18 protein-coding genes and 1 tRNA gene are annotated in these 20427 nt (G+C 67.4%); 3 read left to right on the forward strand and 16 right to left on the reverse strand.

Going from position 1 to position 20427, the window contains the following annotated elements; translation table 11 throughout:
* Position 1 precedes the first annotated feature (1 nt).
* Positions 2-466: a DUF2752 domain-containing protein gene (locus ASD42_RS21025; RefSeq protein WP_056819098.1), complete on the reverse strand. Its 465-nt coding sequence runs from the start codon at positions 464-466 to the stop codon at positions 2-4.
* Positions 467-690: 224 nt separating this feature from the next.
* On the opposite strand from ASD42_RS21025, the gene ASD42_RS21030 reads away from it, so the two are divergent.
* On the forward strand, positions 691-1779 hold the full coding sequence (locus ASD42_RS21030) for an alpha/beta fold hydrolase (RefSeq protein ID WP_056819100.1): 1089 nt from the start codon (positions 691-693) through the stop codon (positions 1777-1779).
* Between the two features lie 95 nt (positions 1780-1874).
* Here ASD42_RS21030 and ASD42_RS21035 read toward each other — a convergent pair whose 3' ends face one another.
* The 6 genes from ASD42_RS21035 to ASD42_RS21060 form a co-directional block, all read right to left on the reverse strand.
* Positions 1875-3248: an alpha/beta hydrolase family protein gene (locus ASD42_RS21035; protein WP_056819102.1), complete on the reverse strand. Its 1374-nt coding sequence runs from the start codon at positions 3246-3248 to the stop codon at positions 1875-1877.
* 8 nt (positions 3249-3256) lie between these two features.
* Entirely contained in the window at positions 3257-3838 is a 582-nt protein-coding gene (locus ASD42_RS21040; protein ID WP_056819104.1) for an ArsR/SmtB family transcription factor, read from the reverse strand.
* Between the two features lie 642 nt (positions 3839-4480).
* Positions 4481-4553, reverse strand: a tRNA-Thr gene (locus ASD42_RS21045).
* A gap of 58 nt (positions 4554-4611) precedes the next feature.
* The gene (locus ASD42_RS21050; RefSeq protein WP_056819106.1) at positions 4612-5811 is read right to left on the reverse strand and encodes a DNA polymerase III subunit delta'; all 1200 of its coding nucleotides are present in this window, start codon (positions 5809-5811) and stop codon (positions 4612-4614) included.
* 91 nt (positions 5812-5902) lie between these two features.
* Complete coding sequence (gene topA, locus ASD42_RS21055; protein ID WP_056819109.1) at positions 5903-8827, reverse strand: type I DNA topoisomerase; 2925 nt, start codon at positions 8825-8827, stop codon at positions 5903-5905.
* Positions 8828-9064: 237 nt separating this feature from the next.
* Positions 9065-9271 carry a cold-shock protein gene (locus ASD42_RS21060; protein ID WP_019044597.1) on the reverse strand — a complete coding sequence of 69 codons (207 nt, stop codon included), beginning with the start codon at positions 9269-9271 and terminating at the stop codon, positions 9065-9067.
* 435 nt (positions 9272-9706) lie between these two features.
* On the opposite strand from ASD42_RS21060, the gene ASD42_RS21065 reads away from it, so the two are divergent.
* Positions 9707-12097, forward strand: coding sequence for a DEAD/DEAH box helicase (locus tag ASD42_RS21065; protein WP_056819111.1), 2391 nt, complete (start codon positions 9707-9709; stop codon positions 12095-12097).
* 301 nt (positions 12098-12398) lie between these two features.
* Here the strand turns inward: ASD42_RS21065 and ASD42_RS21070 are convergent, their stop codons facing one another.
* The 7 genes from ASD42_RS21070 to ssd all read right to left on the reverse strand — a co-directional run bounded on the left by ASD42_RS21070 (position 12399) and on the right by ssd (position 17555).
* Positions 12399-12764, reverse strand: coding sequence for an Rv3654c family TadE-like protein (locus tag ASD42_RS21070; RefSeq protein WP_056819113.1), 366 nt, complete (start codon positions 12762-12764; stop codon positions 12399-12401).
* Positions 12765-12847: 83 nt separating this feature from the next.
* Positions 12848-13162 carry a TadE family type IV pilus minor pilin gene (locus ASD42_RS21075; protein ID WP_056819115.1) on the reverse strand — a complete coding sequence of 105 codons (315 nt, stop codon included), beginning with the start codon at positions 13160-13162 and terminating at the stop codon, positions 12848-12850.
* Positions 13163-13203: 41 nt separating this feature from the next.
* Positions 13204-13413, reverse strand: a complete 210-nt coding sequence (locus ASD42_RS21080) for a DUF4244 domain-containing protein (RefSeq protein ID WP_056819118.1) — start codon at positions 13411-13413, stop codon at positions 13204-13206.
* Positions 13414-13485: 72 nt separating this feature from the next.
* On the reverse strand, positions 13486-14106 hold the full coding sequence (locus ASD42_RS21085) for a type II secretion system F family protein (RefSeq protein WP_056819120.1): 621 nt from the start codon (positions 14104-14106) through the stop codon (positions 13486-13488).
* Between the two features lie 177 nt (positions 14107-14283).
* Positions 14284-14862, reverse strand: a complete 579-nt coding sequence (locus ASD42_RS21090; protein ID WP_442938656.1) for a type II secretion system F family protein — start codon at positions 14860-14862, stop codon at positions 14284-14286.
* A 271-nt stretch (positions 14863-15133) separates the two neighbouring features.
* A complete protein-coding gene (locus tag ASD42_RS21095) occupies positions 15134-16315 on the reverse strand; it encodes a TadA family conjugal transfer-associated ATPase (RefSeq protein ID WP_056819122.1) in 1182 nt (393 codons plus the stop codon).
* A gap of 70 nt (positions 16316-16385) precedes the next feature.
* Positions 16386-17555, reverse strand: coding sequence for a septum site-determining protein Ssd (gene ssd / locus ASD42_RS21100; RefSeq protein ID WP_056819124.1), 1170 nt, complete (start codon positions 17553-17555; stop codon positions 16386-16388).
* Between the two features lie 414 nt (positions 17556-17969).
* Between ssd and ASD42_RS21105 the strand changes: the two genes are divergently transcribed.
* Positions 17970-18764, forward strand: coding sequence for an HAD-IB family hydrolase (locus tag ASD42_RS21105; RefSeq protein ID WP_056819126.1), 795 nt, complete (start codon positions 17970-17972; stop codon positions 18762-18764).
* A 422-nt stretch (positions 18765-19186) separates the two neighbouring features.
* On the opposite strand, the gene ASD42_RS21110 is transcribed toward ASD42_RS21105, so the two are convergent.
* Both ASD42_RS21110 and ASD42_RS21115 read right to left on the reverse strand, forming a co-directional pair.
* Positions 19187-19933, reverse strand: a complete 747-nt coding sequence (locus ASD42_RS21110) for a hypothetical protein (RefSeq protein ID WP_056819129.1) — start codon at positions 19931-19933, stop codon at positions 19187-19189.
* Positions 19934-19943: 10 nt separating this feature from the next.
* A complete protein-coding gene (locus tag ASD42_RS21115) occupies positions 19944-20108 on the reverse strand; it encodes a hypothetical protein (RefSeq protein WP_156677517.1) in 165 nt (54 codons plus the stop codon).
* Positions 20109-20427: the final 319 nt, after the last annotated feature.

The raw sequence follows: 20427 nt of genomic DNA on the forward strand, positions 1-20427 counted from the left end.
GTCAAACAGGCGTGAGCCAGGTTCCCCACGGCGTGTTGCGGAGTACCGAGTAGACGGCGAGTAGCCCGAAGAAGGACCACACGATCACCGGGCTCAGACTGGGCAGACGCCACCGTTGTCCGCGGCGAGCACGCAGGATCCAGTCGATGACGAAGACCGCGAACGCGACGGTCAGCGGTACGGCGAGCAGATTGCTGTGCAGCGAGTCGATGATGTTGCCGTCGGTGAGGTTGTGCATCGCGCGCATGCCACCACAGCCGGGGCAGTACACCCCGAACAGCACGTAGACCGGGCACAGGCCGTAGGAACCCTCGACGTGCGGGTCGCGGAAATGCAGCAGGGCCAGCGTCCCGATGCCTAGACCGGCGGCGATCACCGGGGGTGTCATCCGCTGCCAGGTCGAGCGCGGGGCACCCCGGTTCGGGTCTGCGCCGGAAAACTCGGCCGTGACGTGCGTTTTGTCCACTCCCCTACGGTAGCGGCGGCCGATCACCGCCGCCAGCAGAAGCCTGGCGCGAACGATGCCTGATCGTGCTCTTTCCGTGTAATTTTTCGCCGATTTCTGGCGATTTCACAATGCCGGCACACCCGGTGACTCAGTTCACAACAAGTGGGACACTGTGACCCGCTAACACTAGCTAGCACCCCAGCTCGCACTGTACGGTGGCCTACGACACAAAGGAGTGCCACATGCTTGCGAAGTCGATGATGACGCTCGCGGCAGCGCGAACCATGGTCTCTCACCTCGAGACCGGCGCACTGACCGCACAGTTCCGTGCCGGGCTGCGTACCCGCAGTTTCGCCACCGCGAAACTCAACGCTCCCACCGCCGAGCACCGGGTCGTCCCGGTGGCCACCGCGGACGGCGCGCAGCTCCGGGTCCACGTCTACGGTCCCGATACCGCCCCCGCCCTGGTCCTAATCCATGGCTGGGCCTGCAGTATCGAATACTGGAACCCGCAGATCACCGCCTTCGCCGGCGAGTACCGCGTGGTCAGCTACGACCAGCGCGGCCACGGCGAGTCCACCCTCGGCACCGCCGTCCCCAGCGAGCACACTCTCGCCGACGATCTGTCCGCCGTCCTCGACGCGACGCTGCGTGAGGACGAGAAGGCCGTCCTGGCCGGGCACAGCATGGGCGGGCTCACCATTCAGGCCTGGGCCAAGCATCACCCCGAGCAGGTCTCGCAGCGCGCGTCCGCCGTACTGCTGGCCAACACCGCCAATGCCGCGATCCGCTGGGAAACCGACATGGTGCCGGTGCTGAACAAGCAGCTCACCGTCGGGCAGTATCCGGTCACCCTGCTCGGCGCGCCGGTGCGGATGCCGCAGCCGGTCAGCGAGTCGCTGCTGTTCGCGCCGCTGCCGATCCCCGGCGGCTGGCTCACCCAGCAGATTCTCCGCAGTCGGGTTCTCACCGCTGAGGCCACCGCCGACGAGGTCGACTTCGCGATGGGCATCGTCCGCTCCTGCCGTCCGGTCGCGCGGGCCCGCCACGCCGCCGCCATGGCCGATATGGATCTGTCGGCGGGCACCGCCAACCTGACCGTGCCGACCACCGTGATCGCCAGCGCCAGGGACCGGCTGCTCCCGCAGCGCCTTTCGCGCCCGATCGTCGACATCCTGCGCCGCACCGGCCACCTGGCCGATTTCCATGTGCTGCCGCACGGTCACCTCAGCAATGTCGAAGACACCGACGCCTTCGACGCCGTGGTGCACCAGATCCTGCGCAGCTCCTCGAACTCTCGGGCCACCCGCCGCAACGTCGCTGCCCGCTGACCCGAGCCAGTTCTCCTGAGACCGATCAACGGCGATCGGCTCAGGAGTAACCGCGAAGAAGGCCCCCGACCTCGTCGGGGGCCTTTGTCGTCGGGTCATGGGAGCAGCAGGCCCCAATACAGCGACCAGAGCACGAAACCTGTTCCGCCGCAAACTAACAGGGACCATCGGATCCGCGCACCAGCGCTTGCTCCGCCCAGGGTGTGGCGGGCGCGGGCGAGCACGATACCTAGCGCGACCACCGCGCCGAGGGCGACCAGTTGCAGTACCAGCCACGGCAGGGTGCGGCCGAACAACAAGGGGCCGAACGAGGTTGCACGGGTGGTGAGGATGTAGCCGAGCTGGACCACAGTGCCCACGATGCCGATCACTATCGCGCACACCAATACTCGCGCGGGCAGCCGATCGGGCAGCCGCCATCGCCCGATCATCCCGGTGAACGCGTAACCGCTCAGCGCCAGGATCATGCCGAACAACAGGGTCAGTTGCACCGCGGTCGATTCCCACCAGGAGGCCGGCGCCAGCGCCCGCACCGGATGTCCCTGTGCCGCTGGCTGATCCGTGGTCGGCGGTGTGGCCGAACCGGGAAGACCGTTGACCCAATCACCCATGAGCTCGCCGTATCCCGACGCCAAGCCAGGAAGTTTGTCGAAGCCATCGGTGGTCGGCTGTCCGGCGTGCTGGGCGTTCGGGAGCGTGCGCAGCGTGTAGTTCGTCTTTCCGACGTGGTCGAAGGCGGTCTGGAAGCCGCGCAGGCTGTCACCGGGTGGGGTGAGACGGTCCTGGTCACCCCAGATCGCGAGAACCGGCTGCGGGATTCTCTCCAGTACCGGGATCGGGTCGTAGTCCGCCTGCGCGAACTGATCGGCGGCTACCAGCTGACGAATACCGTTGCGGGCCAATATATCGACCATCGAGCCGCGTACGCCTGCCGCACCGAACCGGGTCTCGTTGGCCCACGCCTGTTGCGCAGCGGGTTGGGCCGAGTTGGCGCCGATCGTGATCAGGAAGGCGGCCTCGGTGGATCGTGAAGCAGCCAGTGGTGCGACCCATCCACCCTCCGACAGTCCCCACAGCCCGACGCGAGCCGGATCGACTTCGGGCCGATTCCGCAGTGCGGCAAGGCCTGCCAGCGCATCGTCGGCCAGGAGTGAGTAGTCACGGTGCGATGGCGTGTATCCCTCGGTGCGCTTGTCATATCGCAACGCGACGATGCCCGCTCGGGCGAATGCCTCGGCGACCAGGTCGTAGTGCTCGCCGCTACCGTTGCCCGAGCCGTGGACGAGCACGACGCCCGGCCTGCCGGTCGCTCCCGCGGGGGCGTGCACTGTGCCGGAGGTGGTTGTGCCGTCTGTGCGGGTGAAGGTGATGTCGACGCTGACGGTGTTCTGTGCATGCGCCGCCGGACACCCAGCGACGGCGGCGATCATGATGGCGAGCAGAATGATTCGTCGGAAGATCAAGAGCACGCCATGTCCTAGTCTGCGGTGTTCGTGCGAGGTGCCGGGAAGGCGAGAAAGCGCGTCAGCACGCGGCGGACGCCAGGGCGATCCTGCGGGTGAGACTGCTGAAAACGCTTGAGCAGCGTCATGTAGTCCTCGAAGAATTCCTCGAGTTCGGCGGGCGTCGCGTAGATCGCGCCGCGCGAGAAGGGCATCATGTCGGCCCACTCACCCAACTCGGCACGCTCGGCCTGGAAGCGCTGGAACATCTCGATGTCTTCGGTGATGTGCTGGGCGACAAGACCTTCCATCAGCTCGCGTAACTCCGGCGACTGTTCGCGATCCATCCGGTAGCGCAGGTCCTTCGGCGGCGAACGCCACCACCGCTCCTTGCCCTTGGCCAGTTCGGGCGCCTCCTCGATGAAGCCGTGTTCGGCGAGTTGGCGCAGGTGATAACTGGTCGCGCCGGTGTTCTCGCCCAACTGCGCCCCCAAAGCCGTCGCGGTCGCAGGCCCGTTCTCGGCAAGTGCGCGCAAGATCCGCTGCCGCAGCGGGTGCGCGAGCGCACGGAGGGCTGCGGGATCGGTGATCTCTCTGGGTGTTACCTCGTCGGACATAGTTGCACAGTACTCTTTGCACAGTTATCTGTGCAAAGAATTTTATGCAACAACACTCTACGACAGGGTTCGAAACCAGCAGGCCCCGGCGCACATGCGCCGGGGCCTGGGACTATGAGGTTGGATTCAATGTCAACTCTGCTCACCGGCCGAGTGGGCCGATGCCGTACACCGCATCCGACTTTCCCTGAGACGCGGAACTGATAAATGACTACTCAGTGGGCACCACCTCCTGGATCGCCGGTCTTGTCCTCATTGCTTGTTCACTTCGTACTTCGTCTTGCTTCTTCGCCCGCTCCGGCGGTCCGGCCTACTGCACCGGATTCTCTTCTCCGCCGGAAGGGACGGTCGAACTACCTACTCCCGGGCAGCTCACCTGCCCGGCCTCTGGACTTATCTTCTGAACGACAGTGACTGTATACCGACTCCAGATGAATGTCTACACTCAACACCACAGATTTTTTCTGGCCACGACGAGGACTTACCTCACCAGCGTTAGCCGTGGTCATCGTGCCGCAGGCCGCGACAGGTGGGCTGATTCGCATCCGAGCGCGGACGACCTGACCCCCGTCCATGTTCTGAGAAATGCAGAAAGGGCGGGCACCGGATGTATCCCGGTGCCCGCCCTTGACTGGCGTTTTGAGCCGCCTGCGAGAATCGAACTCGCGACCTTTTCATTACGAGTGAAGCGCTCTACCGACTGAGCTAAGGCGGCGTGCCATTTCGGCGACGCGAGTCTATCGCGGGAACCGGTAGAACGCGAAAACGGGTGGTCAGGTGGTGCGGGCGGTGATGAGGGTGGCGACCATGGCAGCGATGGCGAAGCGGGGTTTCACATTGAGGTCGAGGGCTTCGCGGCAGGCCAGGACGGCGTCGATGCTGCGCAGGAGGCCTTCGGGGCGGACGTTGGTGGCGAGGTCGGTGATCTCGCTTGCCATGTCGGGGTGGGTGAGGGTGATGGGGGTGCCGCGGCCGGCGAAACGCATGGCCAGGGCGTCGCGGTACATGCCTGCGATGTCGATGAGGGCGCGGTCGAGTGCGTCGCGGCCGGTGCGGGTGGCGCGGGATTTCTGGCGGCGCTCGAGGTCTTTGAGGACACCGGCCGAACCGCGGGTCGCCGAGGCGGAGCCCTTGCCGGTGCCGCCTGCGCCGAGGGCGGTGGCGAGTTCGTCGCGTTCGCGGTCGTCGCGGTCGGCGCTCATCAGCTTGGCTTCGTCGTCGGCGGATTTCACCAGTTCGTCGGCGGCGGCGTAGGCGGCGCCGGGGCGTTCGGTCGCGGTGACCAGAGCGAGGGCGCGCTTGCGTCGTTGACGGGAGTCTTCGTCGGTGGCGAGGCGGCGGGCTCGGCCGACGTGGCCGCCGCTGACCGAAGCTGCCCAGTCGGCGGTTTTCGCGTCGAGTTGGTCGCGCTCGCGCAGGACCTGCGCGATGGCGGGGACGGTCGGGGTCACCAGGTGTACGTGTCTGCAGCGCGAGCGCAGGGTGACGGAGATGTCCTCGGGGTCGACGGTGGGGGCGCACAGCAGGAAGACCGTGCGGTCCGGTGGTTCTTCGACGACCTTGAGCAGGGCATTGGCAGCACCCTCGGTAAGACGGTCGGCGTCTTCGACGACTACCACCTGCCAGCGACCGGTGCTCGGACGACGGGCCGCGATCTGCACGATCGCGCGCATCTCCTTGGTGCTGATGCTCAGACCCTCGGGGATGATTCGCCGCACATCGCCGTGGGTACCGGCCATCGTGGTGGTGCACGCGTGACACTTCCCGCAGCCGACGATGCCGGGATCGGTGCACTCCAGCGCCGCCGCGAAACACAGCGCCGCGACGGACCGCCCCGACCCGGGCGGCCCGGTGAACAGCCACGAATGCGTCATCGCCCCGGTGACCACCCCGGCCCGCGCCGCCTTCGCGGCAGCGGCCAGCTCGGTCTCGACCACGTCCTGGCCGACCAGTCGATCGAAGACACCTGCCACGCGCTACACCCTAGCCACGGGGTCCGACAACACTTCCGGACGCCTGGGTCATCGACAACCAGCGGATGCGGTAGCCAGGTTCACCGCTTGCTCAATCGTCTTCGGTCCCAGCAGATTTCGCTGCGGCCTTCTTCGCCGGAGCCTTCTTGGCGGCGGTCGTCTTCTTGGCCGCGGTCTTGGTGGCCGTCTTGGTCGCGGTCGACTTCGCCGCGGCCTTCTTGGCCGGCGCCTTCTTGGCCGCCTTCTTCGCGGTCGTCTTCTTCGCCGCCTTCTTCACCGGACCACGCGCCCGACGATCGGCAAGCAGTTCGGAGGCGCGCTCGTCGGTGATCGACTCGACCTCGTCGCCCTTGCGCAGGCTGGCGTTGGTCTCGCCGTCGGTGACGTACGGACCGAAGCGGCCGTCCTTGATCACCATCGGCTTGTCGGTGGCGGAGTCGTTGCCCAGCTCACGCAGCGGGGCCGCGGCCGAGGCCTGACGTCCGCGACGCTTGGGCTCGGCGTAGAGCTTCAGCGCCTCGTCGAGGGTGACCGAGAACAGCTGATCCTCGGTCGCCAGCGAACGGGAGTCGGTGCCCTTCTTCAGATACGGGCCGTAACGGCCGTTCTGTGCGGTGATCTCCTCGCCCGAGGTGGGGTCGTTGCCGACCACGCGGGGCAACGAGAGCAACATCAGCGCGTCGTCGAGGGTGATCTCGGCCAGGTCCATCGACTTGAACAACGAACCGGTGCGCGGCTTTACCTCCGCGGCTTTCTTGGTCTTCTTCGCGGGCGCGGCGTCCGGGTCGGGTGCGGGCGGTTCCGGCAGTACTTCGGTGACGTACGGGCCGAAACGTCCTTCCTTGGCGACGATTTCGTGCCCCGACACCGGGTCGACGCCGAGCGAACGACCCTCCTGCGGAGTGGAGAACAGCTTCTCGGCGACCTCGGGCGTCAGCTCGTCGGGCGGCAGATCGTCGGGCAGGTTCGCCCGCTGCGAGATCCGATCACCCTCGGGGTCATCGGGATTGATGATCATCCGCTCCAGATACGGACCGAAGCGGCCGACGCGGACCACGACATCGCGGCCCTCTTCGTCGACGAACATCTTGATCGAGTTCACTTCGCGCGCGTCGATGTCGTCGAGCTGCACGGAGACCATCTTCTTCAGGCCACCCGAACGCGCGACCGAACCCTCGGCACCGGATTCGCCGCCGAAGTAGAAGCTGGACAACCAGTTTCCGCGCTGCTCGCGTCCACCGGCGATCGCGTCGAGGTCGTCCTCCATCGCGGCGGTGAAGTCGAAGTCGACGAGCCGACCGAAGTAGGCCTCGAGCAGTCCCACCACCGCGAACGCCACCCAGGCCGGGGCCAGCGCGCTGCCGCGCTTGTAGACGTACCCACGATCGAGGATCGTCTTGATGATCGAGGAGTAGGTCGACGGGCGGCCGATGCCGAGGTCTTCCAGCGTCTTGATCAGCGAGGCTTCGGTGTAGCGGGCGGGCGGGTTGGTGCTGTGGCCGTCGGGGGTGAGTTCGACGGCGGTGACGCTCTGGCCCTCTTCCAGTGCGGGCAAACGAGATTCGGCGTCGTCGGACTGGCCGCCCGCCTCCTCGTCCACACTCTCGACGTAGGCCTTGAGGAACCCGGCGAAGGTGATGGTGCGGCCCGAGGACGAGAACACGCACTCCTCGCCGGTCCGCGCGGTGCCGGTGATGCGCAGGGTCAGCGTGGTGCCGCGCGCGTCGACCATCTGCGAGGCGACCGTGCGCTGCCAGATCATCTCGTAGAGCTTGAACTCGTCGTTGTCGACCTTGGAGGCCAGCTGACCGGGCGTCATGAAGGTGTCGCCCGAGGGACGGATCGCCTCGTGTGCCTCCTGCGCGTTCTTGACCTTGCGGGTGTACTGGCGCGGCGACGGCGAGACGTACTCCGCGCCGTAGAGCTGAGTCGCCTGCGAGCGAGCGGCCGCGATGGCCGACTCCGACAGCGTCGTGGAGTCGGTACGCATATAGGTGATGTAGCCGTTTTCATACAGCCGCTGCGCGACCCGCATCGTGCGCTCGGAGGTGAACCGCAGCTTGCGGCCCGCTTCCTGCTGCAACGTGGAGGTCATGAACGGCGGATACGGCTTGCGCGTGTACGGCTTGGCCTCGGCCGAGCTGACTTCGAGCGCGGCGCCGTCGAGCGCCTCGGCCAGCCTGCGGGCGTAGGCCTCGTCGAGCACGACGACGCCGGTGGCCGACTTGAGCTGACCGTCGGATCCGAAATCACGACCGGAGGCGACGCGGTCGCCGGAGACCTGCACCAGGCGCGCGCCGAACGTGCGCGGGTTGGTCGAATCGGACTTCTCGTCGGGACCCGCGTCGAGCTTGGCGGCGATATCCCAGTACCCGGCGGAGCGGAAAGCGATGCGCTCACGCTCACGCTGGACGATCACCCGGGTGGCGACGGACTGCACGCGACCGGCGGAAAGCCGCGGCATGACCTTCTTCCACAGCACCGGAGAGACCTCGTAGCCGTAGAGGCGGTCCAGGATGCGGCGGGTTTCCTGGGCGTCTACCAGGTCGTTATCGAGCTCGCGCGTGTCGGCGGCGGCGGCGAGGATGGCGGGCTCGGTGATCTCGTGGAAGACCATCCGGCGAACCGGGACCTTCGGCTTGAGCGTTTCGAGCAGGTGCCAGGCGATCGCCTCGCCCTCACGGTCGGGGTCGGTGGCGAGGTAGAGCTCGTCGGCGTCGGCCAGCAAGCTCTTGAGCTCGGCGACCTTGGCCTTCTTATCCGGGTTCACCACATAGATCGGCTCGAAGTCGTGATCGACGTCGACACCGAGGCGGGCCCACGGTTGACCTTTATATTTGGCCGGCACGTCAGCGGCACCGCGCGGCAAGTCACGGATGTGGCCCACCGAGGCCTCGACCGTGTAGTTGCGACCTAGATAGGGCGCGATCTTGCGGGCCTTGGTCGGCGACTCGACGATCACGAGACGACGCAGGGGTCGGCCCTGATCGGCTGAACTGCGGTCTCGTGTTGCCACCGGCGAACACCTTCCTTCTAGATCCGCGCGTCGGGAGGTCCGCTCGGTGCGCGGCTGGGGCAGACGGCGACGTTCGGACATCACCACCAGTGACGTTTATACCCTGCGCACTTGGGGTAGAGGCATTTGCGGCGTTTCACGTCGCGGGCGCTGTCCTGGGCGATGCTACCCGGAAATGACTCGTCCCCCTCCTCCGCATGCGGAGGAGGGGGACGAGGCGTTGTTGTGTTTCGCAGCTCAGGAGAGCGCGCGAACGCCGGTGGCCTGGGGGCCCTTGGTGCCCTGGCCGACCTCGAACTCGACCTTCTGGTTTTCCTCGAGGGTACGGAAGCCCGTGCCCTGGATCTCCGAGTAGTGGACGAAGACGTCAGCTGAGCCGTCCTCGGGCGCGATGAAGCCGAACCCCTTCTCCGCGTTGAACCACTTCACAGTTCCCTGTGCCATTCTGTTTCCTTCTCTTTCTACCGGAAACGGCGGACAACTGGGTTCGTCCACCGGGCCCGTTCCGACCGCTGTACCGTTGGTCCCCCTGCAAGGAAATCCTGAGCACGGCGTTCGCAACAACGATCCTGCTGATGGTTTGGACCTTGGATCCGTCCCTCGAACACAGAAGCTTGCGACCGAGACCCAGTGAACCATGTCTCTGAGCAATTCGACAGTCGAGTTACCGAGTATTTGCAAAATTCATGATCTTGCGAATGTGCAGGTAAGGGAGAGATTGGGTGTATCCGTACTTTCGGTCTGTTTGCTTCTTGATAACCGAGTGAGCTTCCAGCAAACATGCTGTGACCCAGATCGCTACTGGGTTACGAAATACCAGGTAGTGGTTGTCGCACACACACGTTTCACACTTCGCGTGTCGCGTGAGAGGAGGACTGGATGAATCCGGCAGACCGGACCGGCGTTCGGGAGCGCGATACGGGCGAGAGCTACGGGCGATCGTTGCTGAATCGTGTCCTGACCGAAGCGGCCGCCGGCGGCAACCCGCTCACCCATGTGGCGGAGCTGCCCGCACAGCGCGCCGACACCACAGCGTGGCCGGAATGGGTGCCATCGGAGCTGGTCACAGCCCTGGACGCGCAGGGAATCGAACTGCCGTGGGGACACCAGACCCGCACGGCCGACCTCGCGGCGACCGGAAGCCACGTTGTGGTGAGCACCGGAACAGCATCGGGGAAATCGCTCGGCTACCAGTTGCCGGTGCTCACCGCGCTGCTCGACGACCCGCGCGCCACCGCGCTGTACCTCTCCCCCACCAAGGCGCTCGGCGCCGATCAGCTCCGCGCCGTCGGCAGCCTGATCCACGACAATCCGCTGCGTGAGGCGCATCCGGCGAGCTATGACGGCGACACTCCCGCCGAGGTCAGGCAGTGGGTTCGGGCCAACGCACGCTGGATTTTCACCAATCCCGACATGCTGCACGTCGGGATTCTGCGCTCGCATCAGCGCTGGGCGCGGGTGCTTCGCAACCTGCGGTATGTGGTCGTCGACGAATGCCACGCATATAGAGGAGTGTTCGGTTCGCATGTCGCGCTGGTGCTGCGCAGGCTGCGTCGGCTCGCCCGGTTCTACGGCGCCGATCCGGTGTTCATCCTGTGCTCGGCCACCAGCGCCGATCCGGCCGCGTCGGCGAGCAGGCTGATCGGCGCGCAGGTCGTGGCTGTCACCGAGGACGGGTCGCCGCGCGGCGCCCGGACCGTCGCGCTCTGGGAACCGCCGCTGAGCGCGTCGCTGACCGGGGAGAACGGGGCGCCGGTGCGGCGGACCGCGACCAGCGAGGCAGCCAAGATCATGGCGGCGCTGGTGACCGAGGGCGCTCGGACTCTCACCTTTGTTCGTTCGCGGCGCGGTGCTGAACTGATCGCGCTCGACACTCGGCGCGTCCTTGCTGAAACCGCCCCTGAGCTGCAAGAACGAGTTGCTGCCTATCGGGCGGGCTATCTAGCCGAGGACCGGCGTGAGCTCGAGCAGTCGCTGTCGCAGGGGACGTTGCTCGGCGCCGCCAGTACCAACGCGCTCGAGCTCGGTGTCGACATCGCGGGCCTCGATGCCGTGGTCATCGCCGGTTTTCCCGGGACGGTCGCCTCGTTCTGGCAACAGGCCGGACGGGCGGGTAGGCGGTCGCAAGGTTCGCTGGTGGTGCTCGTGGCTACCGACGACCCGCTCGACACCTACCTGGTTCATCACCCGGAAGCGCTGCTCGATCGGCCGATCGAGGCCACCATCACCGACCCGTACAACCCCTATATCCTCGGCCCCCAGCTGCTGTGCGCCGCGATGGAGCTGCCGCTCACCGACGAAGAGGTAAGCGAGCTCAGAGCCGATGAGGTGCTTGCTGACCTGGCCGAACAGGGCTTGATCCGGCGCAGGCCGAGTATCCGTGGCGCGGGTGCGCGCTGGCATGTCACCGCGCACACCCACCCGCACGACGACGTGGATGTGCGCGGTGGGCTCGGTTCGCCGGTCGCGATCGTCGACGCCGAAACCGGACGACTGCTCGGCACCGCCGACGCGGGCCGAGCCCCGGCCACCCTGCACACGGGGGCTGTACATCTGCACCAGGGCGAGACCTATCTCGTCGACGAGCTCGACCTCGAGGGTGGCGTCGCGTTCGTCAACGAGGTGGATCCCGGCTTCACCACCAGTTCCCGGCAGATCACCTCGATCACCGTGGAAGGGGTGATCGAGGAACGCGTGTTCGGCGCGGTGACCGCGGCATCCGCGCAGGTCGCGGTCACCAACCAGGTCGTCGGCTACCTGCGGACGCTGGTGACCGGTGAGGTGCTCGACCAGGTGGAGCTCGATCTGCCGGCGCACACGCTGCACACCAAGGCTGTCCTCTATACCGTCACACCCCGGCTGCTCGCCGCCGCGAAGATCTCCGACGAACAGCTACCCGGCGCACTCCACGCGGCCGAGCATGCCGCCATCGGCATGTTGCCGCTGGTCGCGGGCTGCGACCGCTGGGATATCGGCGGTGTCTCCATCGCCGAACATCCCGATACGGGTGCGCCGACGGTGTTCGTCTACGACGGGCAGCCCGGCGGCGCCGGCTTCGCCGAGCGCGGATTCGCCCAGCTCACGGACTGGTTGGCCGCCACCGCGAGCGTGATCCGCAGCTGTGCGTGCCAGGACGGGTGCCCGTCGTGCGTGCAGTCGCCCAAGTGCGGCAACGGCAACAACCCCCTGGACAAGGACGCTGCCGCACGCTTGCTGGCCGCTGTTCTCAGCGAACTGCGGACCCACTGCGACGGGCCCGCCGACACATGATGTCCACCAACCCACTACGTGACCGGGGATACACCTCTCTCAAAGAATGCTGGTCACTCGTCCGAATTGGTGTTGACCAGCGAAGATATCGCGATAGGCACCGGGCCGTCGATTAAAAAGGACCACTCTTCTATTAACTGGTTCATAGCCAACCGGGATCACCGGGCAGGGCTACATCGTTCTTTTCATTTTTTTCAGGCCAAGATCAAAGAATGCGCATGAAATAGCACAAATGCGCTTCCGGTAAATTCAGAATTGGTTCGGTGCGGAACAACCACCGACCAGTGATAACTCTTCCGAGTCACTCATTCTCTTCCGCCGGACCCGCGCGTGCCGAAGCCCGCACAGTGCGCATGCCGAACACTCCCGCCGATACATTCGCCTCGACCTCGACAACGACATCCCACTGCGCGACGACGCACCGCCGCACCCGAACCCTCATCCGCCGAGCAATCTCCCCGGCCTCTCCACAACCCGACTCGGCGCCCTCCGCCAATACCCCCGCCGCGGCCAACGCCCCCAGATCAGCGGCCCCCTGCGCCCGGTGCCGAGCCACCACCACCCCGCCCACTTGCCCGACTGACAACGTCAGGCAGATCAATCCCGCCAACGCCACACAGACGAACACCGTCGCCCCGCCGGCATCGCCAGCCAGCCCACGCCACATCGATCTCCGGGAGACCGACCCGGACTCTCGCGGCAGCTTCGGCGCCCGGATCTGTGCGGTCGCCGATCCATCGTGGCTTGCCGTCACGGTCCCACTCCCGGCTCGGTGACGGCTACGGCTTCGGCGCGCAGCCGCAGGCCGGGCAGGAGCGGAGTGTTCGCGGCGACGGTGGCTATCACTCGGTCTCCTTCGATCCGGAGTTCGACGCTCGCCCCTGCCGGAGCAACGGTCTTGCCCGCGGTGATCGCGCGCGAAGTGTCACCGCGAGCGGCCAGGCGGGCGGTCTCGCGGGCCGCGTCGGTGCAGCGGACCTGGGTGGATCCGGCGAGGAGGGCGCCGACACACAGGGCGACGGCGCACACCAGTGCCGCGAGGGCGATGGCGGCCTCGACCGTCACCGCGCCCGCATCGGCACCGAGAGTGCTTATGTCGCGATGGTTTACACGCTGGTGTTGAGCGCCTTGTCGATGATGCCGGTCAGCGCGTTGACGATGCTGTCCCCGGTGACGACCCCATAGAGCACGGCCCCGAAGGCTGCGGCGGCGATCGTGCCGATCGCGTATTCCGCTGTGGACATGCCGTCGTCGTCGAGCAGCAGACGCGTGAATCGAGTGCGGGCCCCCAGGTATACGGCGTGGACGAACGTCATCGTGATCCCCTCTCTGGTTGCACCGCGCGGCTGGTCCGCGCGGTGAAGCTTCGGTGGCCTCGTCGAGGCCGGTCACAGCAGTCCTCCGTCGCCGAGCACGCTGTCGGCGAGGCCGATGACGACCGGGACGATGCCGAGACAGACGAAAGCGGGCAGGAAGCACAGACCGAGCGGTCCGCCGATCAGCACGCCCGCGCGTTCGGCGCGTGCGACGGCAGCGTCTTCCACGGCTTCCCGGCGCTGCGTGGCCAGTTCGCCGACCGCCGTCGCCAGCGAGGCACCGGAGCGGGCCGAACGGCGGGCCATCCTGGCCAGCGACTCCACGTCATCGGCGCCGACGGACCCGGCGGCGTCGGTGGCTGCCCGCTCCCATGCGGTCGCCGGGTCGGCGCCCAGCGCGAGAAGGTCTGCGGCCCTGAGCAATGCGGCCCGAAGAACCGGCGGTGCGGTCGGAGCGCTCGCGCGCGCGGCCGCGGCCATCGGCAGTCCCGCTCGTAGACACGCGGCCAGCAGATCGAATGCGGAGGCGGACCCGAGCAGGTCGACCTTCGCGGCGTTGCCCTGTGCCCCGGACACGCCGACTGATGCCGGTCCGAGCGCACGCACCCGTCGACTGACGGCAACGCGCCCTGGTAACACCACGATCGCCAGCGCCGCGATCAGCAACGCCTCCGGCGAGGCAACTCCAGCCATCCCCTGCACAAGCAATCCCTCCTCGAAGTTTGATCCACACCTGTCCACACCTGATCCGAGCCGACCTCCCGAACACCACGCGGGTCGGCCTGCGGTCTCGTGGGATACACATCTGTCCACAGGCATTCGAGTCGGCGGCCACTTCTGCCAACCGTTCAGCAGCGATGGGGCGGGGAGTCAGGCTGTGCTCTTGCGGGTGATGACATCTGTCCACAGGAGTCCACAGCAGGCGAGAGCAGCGCCCAGTGGAAGAAGTAGTTCGCCGGCTGGAGATGTGAACAGGATGGTGAGCGGAGCGGCGCCCATCAGCTGACCCAGGCCGATGCCGACCAGCGGGAGGCCCGCGAGGACTGTGGCCGATGCTCGGGCGCCGGCCAGTGCGGCTTCGGTGCGCTCTCGAAAGCGGATGCGACCGAGTAGATCCGATCTGGCGGCCGAGAGCAGTTCCGCCAGAGCAAGGCCGTGTTCTTCGGCCACTCGCCAGGCGGCGGCGATCCTCGACAGTTCTTCGGCGACAATCGAATCCGGTTGGATCCAGCCGTCGGCGCCAGACCCGCCGAGACGGCTGCGGCCCGCGCTGATCGCCAGTACGCGTGCGGCTTCGCCGCGCGATTCGCCTGCGGCGGATTCGGCCGCCGCGCTCGGGTGCGCACCGACGCGGAGCTCGCCGACCACGGCTTCGAGGCCGGCCAGTAGATATCCACATTGGCGGCCTCGCTCGCGGTCACCTCGACCACGCCGCCTCCGCACGGCCACAGTGGCTCCCAGCATGAGAGCCGCCAGCCCGACACCGGGGCCGAACGTGAATGCCGTACACCCGAGTCCGATTCCTGCACACCACTCCACAGGCACCCGCCTCGGTGCACTGCGCCCGCCCGCGCCGAACAACCGCGTGAACCGCCGTTGCCCGCCCGCCACAGGAAGTACCAGCATCGCCACCGCACAACAGAGCAACGCGCTACCCACGAACTCACCCCCTTCAGAACGAAACCTGCCGCTCGGTCACCGATCCCCTGCTGCCGACTTCTCATCCGAGTCGCACCTCGAGTAGTCGCTGGAGTTCGTCGGCGGCGGGAGTCGGGTGGTTGTCCGATCGCCAGGCCGGGGTGATGCGGACGCCATCGGAATCGCGTTGCAGGACGCCGATTTCGCGAAGCGCGCGGGTGCCGTCCGATCGCCGGTGAACGTGCAGGACCACCTGAACCGCCGCCGCCAATTGGCTGTGGAGGGCGGCGCGGTCCATACCGCCCAGAGCTGCCAACGCTTCCAGACGAGCGGGGACCTCCTGGGGCGAGTTGGCGTGGACCGTCCCCGCGCCGCCGTCGTGACCGGTGTTTAGTGCGGTCAGTAGGTCGACGACTTCGGCGCCGCGTACCTCGCCGACGACTATGCGGTCCGGGCGCATTCGCAGTGCCTGGCGAACCAGATCGCGGACCGTAACAGCGCCCACCCCTTCGACATTGGCGGTCCGGGCGACCAGGCGTACGACATGAGGATGGACCGGAGCGAGTTCGGCGGCGTCTTCGACGCACACGATTCGTTCGGCGGGATCGACGGCGGCGAGCAGCGCCGAGAGCAAGGTGGTCTTTCCGGCGCCGGTGCCACCCACGACGAGAAATGCGAGGCGGGCGCGGACGATGTCGCCGAGTAGTCGGCGGGCGTCCGGGGGTATCGAACCGGCGGCGGCCAGCGCGTCGAGGCCCTGCGTGGCCGGGCGGAGGATGCGCAGGGAAAGGCATGTTCCGTCATGGGCTACCGGTGCCAGCACCGCGTGCAGTCGAACGCCGAACGCATCACCAAGGGCCGCTTCGGTTCCGGCGAGTTTGCCGTCGACCCAGGGTTGGGCGTCGTCGAGTCGGCGGCCCGCTGCCAGAGCCAAGCGCTGGGCGAGGCGGCGAACAGCGGCTTCGTCGGCGAAGCGGACATCGGTCAGTTCCAGCCCGCGACCACGGTCGACCCAGACCGAATCCGGTGCTGTGACAAGCACATCGGCGACCTGCGGGTCGTGCAGCAACGGTTCGAGCAGCCCCGCCCCGGTCACCTCGGTTTGCAGCAGCCGTAGCGCCCGGAGCAGGTCGGTGTCGGCGAGTACACCGCCCGCTTCGGTACGGATCGCGGCCGCGAGTTGTGCGGCGTCAGGGACGCCCGGATGTTCGGCAAGGCGCTCACGGACGCGCTCGAGAAGATCGACGGTGACGAATGTGGTCATAGCGCGCCTGCTCCGTCCCTGCGAACGGCCCTACCCGAGTGGCTCGAATGTCCGGCGAGGGCAGAAGTTGTCACGAGGCCTCAGCCCCTACCATCGCCAGGACGGCGTCGGCGGCGTCCCGCAGCGGGCCACGACGACGCACACTCAGTCCTCCGCGTTCGAGGCGCGACGCCAGTCCTGCTTGTCCGCGAACCGCGGCCAGGAGCGGCAACCCGAGCAACTCCGCCACTTCCGCGCCGCGCAGGCCGCCCGGCGCCGGACCGCGAACAACCAAGCCTCGGTTGGGGTTTCGTTCGCCCAGATATGCCGAGACGACTTCCGCCGCGGCGATGGAGCGCAGCCGCGCCGGGACGATGAGGACGACCAGGTCGGCGGCGTCGAGCATCGCGTCGGCTGCGGGGCCACGCTCGGACGAGACATCGCAGACCACGAGATCGCCCGCATCTCTGCCGGATTCGATGACCGCGCGCACCGCCGCCGGAGACAGCTCGGTCGATGTGCAGCCGATCCGCGGGGGCTCGGCCTCGGCAGCCGAGACCGTCGGTGACCGGCCCTGGCCTGCGGCAGCTGGGCGCGCTCGCCCGCAGGACAGCACCGCCAGGCCCGCGGACGCGGCGGGCAACGCATTGTGCAGTGCCGCGGCCGACACCCGGCCGTCCTCGATGATCAGGTCGGGCCATCGCAGTCCTGGCACGTTCTCCATGCCCAACACCAGATCGATCCCGCCGTCGAGCGGAGCACCGTCGATCAGTACCGTGTCGCGACGGACCCGGCGGGCGGCTCCGCGCAGCGCGATGGCCGCGGCGAGCGTGGATGCCCCGGCGCCGCCACCGGCGCCTACCACCGCGACGACTATCCCTTCACCCGTGCGGGATTCAGCGTGTTCGGCGAACTGTTCGACCAGTGCGACCGCGCCCGAGGGCAACGCGACAACCCGCTCGGCGCCTACCGCGGTCGCCGCCTGCCAGTCGGGCACGGCAGGCTCCCCCTCGGTGACCAGGACCACGCCCGACCGGCGCGGACAGCCGGCGACTGTGGCCGAAACAGCGGCGGCGGTATCGAGGATCACCATCCCGGCCCCTGCCCACGCGTGCCTGCCGACCGGCATCACCCGTTCGTCGGTGACACGCTCGGCGGCCGCCGCGACTCGGCGCACCTCCGCACGCAACCGGTCGTCACGCACGAGCACGAGAGCGGGCGCGACAGGTGGGGAGCCACTGCGTATCGGGGCTGGGTTCATGCGACTCAGCGTTGCCGAGCGAGGAGGTTATCAACACCCCGAAAAGGGCGATTGTGGATAACTCGGGGGTGTGGAGAACTTTTACGATCGTCCCCGAAATAGAGGACGGCCCCAGCCGGGGGGGAGGAGGCTGGGGCCGTCGGGTTCAGCCCCGGGGGGTCGGGCTGAACGCGCCTGGACTAAGTCCAGGTGCCAGCAATACTACACCCACCCCCTGCTTCGGGCGCAAGTAGCATTCGCCGACATTCTTCGGCGATTCGCGCCGCCGGGCGTCCTCGGGGCAAACCCTTTTCCACGGTGCGGACAGTCGAATCTGCGGTGAGCGCAGGTCGTGCCTATTCTGTTGACGTGACGCCAGAACGCGACCAGACCTCGCCTACGGACGCAAGACTCGGCAAATCGGGCTCGGGCCCGGTGCCGGGCGGGCGGGTGGCCGCGTTCTTCGATCTCGACAAAACGGTGATCGCGAAGTCGAGCGCGTTCGTGTTCAGCAAACCCTTCTACGCACAGGGTCTGCTCAACCGCAGAGCCGTGTTGGAGAGCAGCTACGCACACTTTTTGTTCCTCCTTTCCGGTGCCGATCACGACCAGATGGAACGGATGCGGGCAAACCTCGCGAACATGTGCGCAGGCTGGGATGTGGAGCAGGTGAAAAGCATTGTCGCCGAGACACTTCACGATCTGGTCGACCCGCTGATCTACGCCGAGGCCGCCGATCTGATCGCCGATCACAAGATCCGCGGGCACGATGTGGTGATCATCTCCGCCTCCGGCGAGGAGATCGTCGGGCCGATAGCCGAGGCGCTCGGCGCCTCGCACACCGAGGCGACCCGGATGGTGGTCGAGGACGGCAAGTACACCGGCGACATCGAGTTCTACTGCTACGGCGAGGGCAAGGTCGCCGCGATCGAGAAGCTCGCCGCCGAGCAGGGCTACGACCTGTCGCGGTGCTACGCCTACTCCGACTCCGTGACCGATGTGCCGATGCTCAGCGCCGTCGGGCATCCGACCGCGGTCAACCCCGATCGCGCGCTGCGCAAGGAGGCGGCGAACCGTGGCTGGCCCGTGCTCGCGTTCTCCAATCCGGTATCGCTGTGGTCGCGATTCCAGGCGCCGTCGACCACCACCGTCGCCGCGACGGCCGCCGTCGGACTGAGCGCGATCATCGCGGGCGCAATCAGCTACCGACTGCTCCGCAAACGGCGCTGACCGGCTTCCGCCAGCACGAATCTCCGAGCGACACGCCGAATTCACCGGGATTCGGTAATGCCCTCGAAACCCTTGATGTGAGTGCCGTCACAGTGTAAGAATGGAGGCACGGAAGGACGGAAGGCCAAGACGGAGCCGGAAGAGAAGGTTTCGCCTCCCATCCCACCCTTCCCAGCACGGACACCAGGCACCCACGCGGAGCGCGCCGCGACAAGGCCGAAAGAGTTGTGGGCCTGCGAAATTCGAGCCGACGTCGGCGAACGCCTCGCACAGGTTGCGGGGATGAACCGGCGAGGTTGGGATGGTCGCCGAGGCCACCGAACACAACCCACCCTGCACGCTTGGTAACCGGGTGTTCCGTGCTAGCGGGCGGTGAGGTCGAGCAATCGACAACGCCGCCCGTTTCGATGTGTGCGGTCGGCTCAGCCTGCTGCCGCGTCGGCGATCGAGTTCGCTTCGCGGGCACCGTCTTCCAATGCCCCCGCGCAGAACAGCACCCAGCCGCCGACGCCCTCCGCGGTACCCATGCCGAATCCGGCGGCCGCGTCGAAGTAGGCCTGACGGCGACGCAACCAGAACACCTCGGGCACGCCGAGGCTGCGCGGATCCAATCCGCTGGCCACCGCGACCAGGCGCGAAGCAGCGCGCGCGACCACTCCGTCGCCGGTGCCGAACGGACGCAGCGACAGCAGCTCGCCGTGCACGATCGCCGCGATCACAGGGGCGGGCGCCTTACTCGACTGGACGGTTTGCGCGAGCATGTCGAGCCGTTCGGCGACGCCGGGAGCCGAACGTGGGCGGCCGAGCTCCTGCTCGTCGGTCACCAGATCGGCGGCGGCGAGGAGGTGCAGCCGAGCCAGCGCTTGCAGCGGCGCGCGCCGCCAGGTCCCGACGAGGTTGGTGAGCGCGTCACCGTCGAGCGCCTGACCCACCCGCAACGCGCCGGCCAATACCGGATCCTTGACCTGGCCGTCGGCGGGCAAGTCGGTGCTCGCGCCTTCGATGGCCGCCGAGGAACGGGCAGCCCGGACGGCGGCTTCGGCGGCGGTGGTCGCCCAGCCGCGTCGGTTCGACTTGTGCCGATGCACGGCCGCGAGCGCATCGCGCGCCTTGTCGGCGGCCTCGCGCACGCCGGGCAGGTCGACCAGGGGCTGCAGCGGATCAGTCACGGCATGGAGGTTACCGCTCGTACAGTGCGGCCCCCACGGTCACGTATATCCCACGCACCGTCGGCCAGCTGCGATCAGGCCACGGCACCTCGGCGAGCCGCTTGGCCGCCGGGGTCACCGCCCTGCGCCGCCGCGCTTCCCGCTCGGCCAGCCGTTCAGCATCGATCCGATCCACCGGCGTCTCCAACCCCTGCGATCCACACCGCACCACCTCGGACGAACCCACGGTACGCCGACGTGGGTGAGCGTTAGAAGGGTTTCGAGAGCCGATCACCCATGACCACCCCCGCCTTCAACACCACAACCCGACCCAACACTCCGACCACACCGTTCACCCCATCCTGTCCCCGTCTTCCACAACCCACCCAACCCACCCACCGCACTCCCGACCCCTAGGGAGGGACGGCCACGAAGTGGCCGGTCCGCGGCCGGGTCGCCGGTCAGGCGCCGTTGCGTAGGCGACGAAGGAGCAAGCAACGGTGCCTGACCGGCGG

It is taken from the genome of Nocardia sp. Root136 (assembly GCF_001427185.1).
GTDB lineage: Bacteria > Actinomycetota > Actinomycetes > Mycobacteriales > Mycobacteriaceae > Nocardia > Nocardia salmonicida.

Excerpts from the sequence above, each read along its gene's own strand:
- ASD42_RS21030 (WP_056819100.1), top strand. The coding sequence starts at position 691 with ATGCTTGCGAAGTCGATGATGACGCTCGCGGCAGCGCGAACCATGGTC.
- ASD42_RS21040 (WP_056819104.1), bottom strand. The coding sequence starts at position 3,838 with ATGTCCGACGAGGTAACACCCAGAGAGATCACCGATCCCGCAGCCCTC.
- ASD42_RS21060 (WP_019044597.1), bottom strand. The coding sequence starts at position 9,271 with ATGGCACAGGGAACTGTGAAGTGGTTCAACGCGGAGAAGGGGTTCGGC.
- ASD42_RS21065 (WP_056819111.1), top strand. The coding sequence starts at position 9,707 with ATGAATCCGGCAGACCGGACCGGCGTTCGGGAGCGCGATACGGGCGAG.
- ASD42_RS21070 (WP_056819113.1), bottom strand. The coding sequence starts at position 12,764 with ATGTGGCGTGGGCTGGCTGGCGATGCCGGCGGGGCGACGGTGTTCGTC.
- ASD42_RS21080 (WP_056819118.1), bottom strand. The coding sequence starts at position 13,413 with ATGACGTTCGTCCACGCCGTATACCTGGGGGCCCGCACTCGATTCACG.
- ASD42_RS21085 (WP_056819120.1), bottom strand. The coding sequence starts at position 14,106 with ATGGCTGGAGTTGCCTCGCCGGAGGCGTTGCTGATCGCGGCGCTGGCG.
- ASD42_RS21095 (WP_056819122.1), bottom strand. The coding sequence starts at position 16,315 with ATGACCACATTCGTCACCGTCGATCTTCTCGAGCGCGTCCGTGAGCGC.
- ssd (WP_056819124.1), bottom strand. The coding sequence starts at position 17,555 with ATGAACCCAGCCCCGATACGCAGTGGCTCCCCACCTGTCGCGCCCGCT.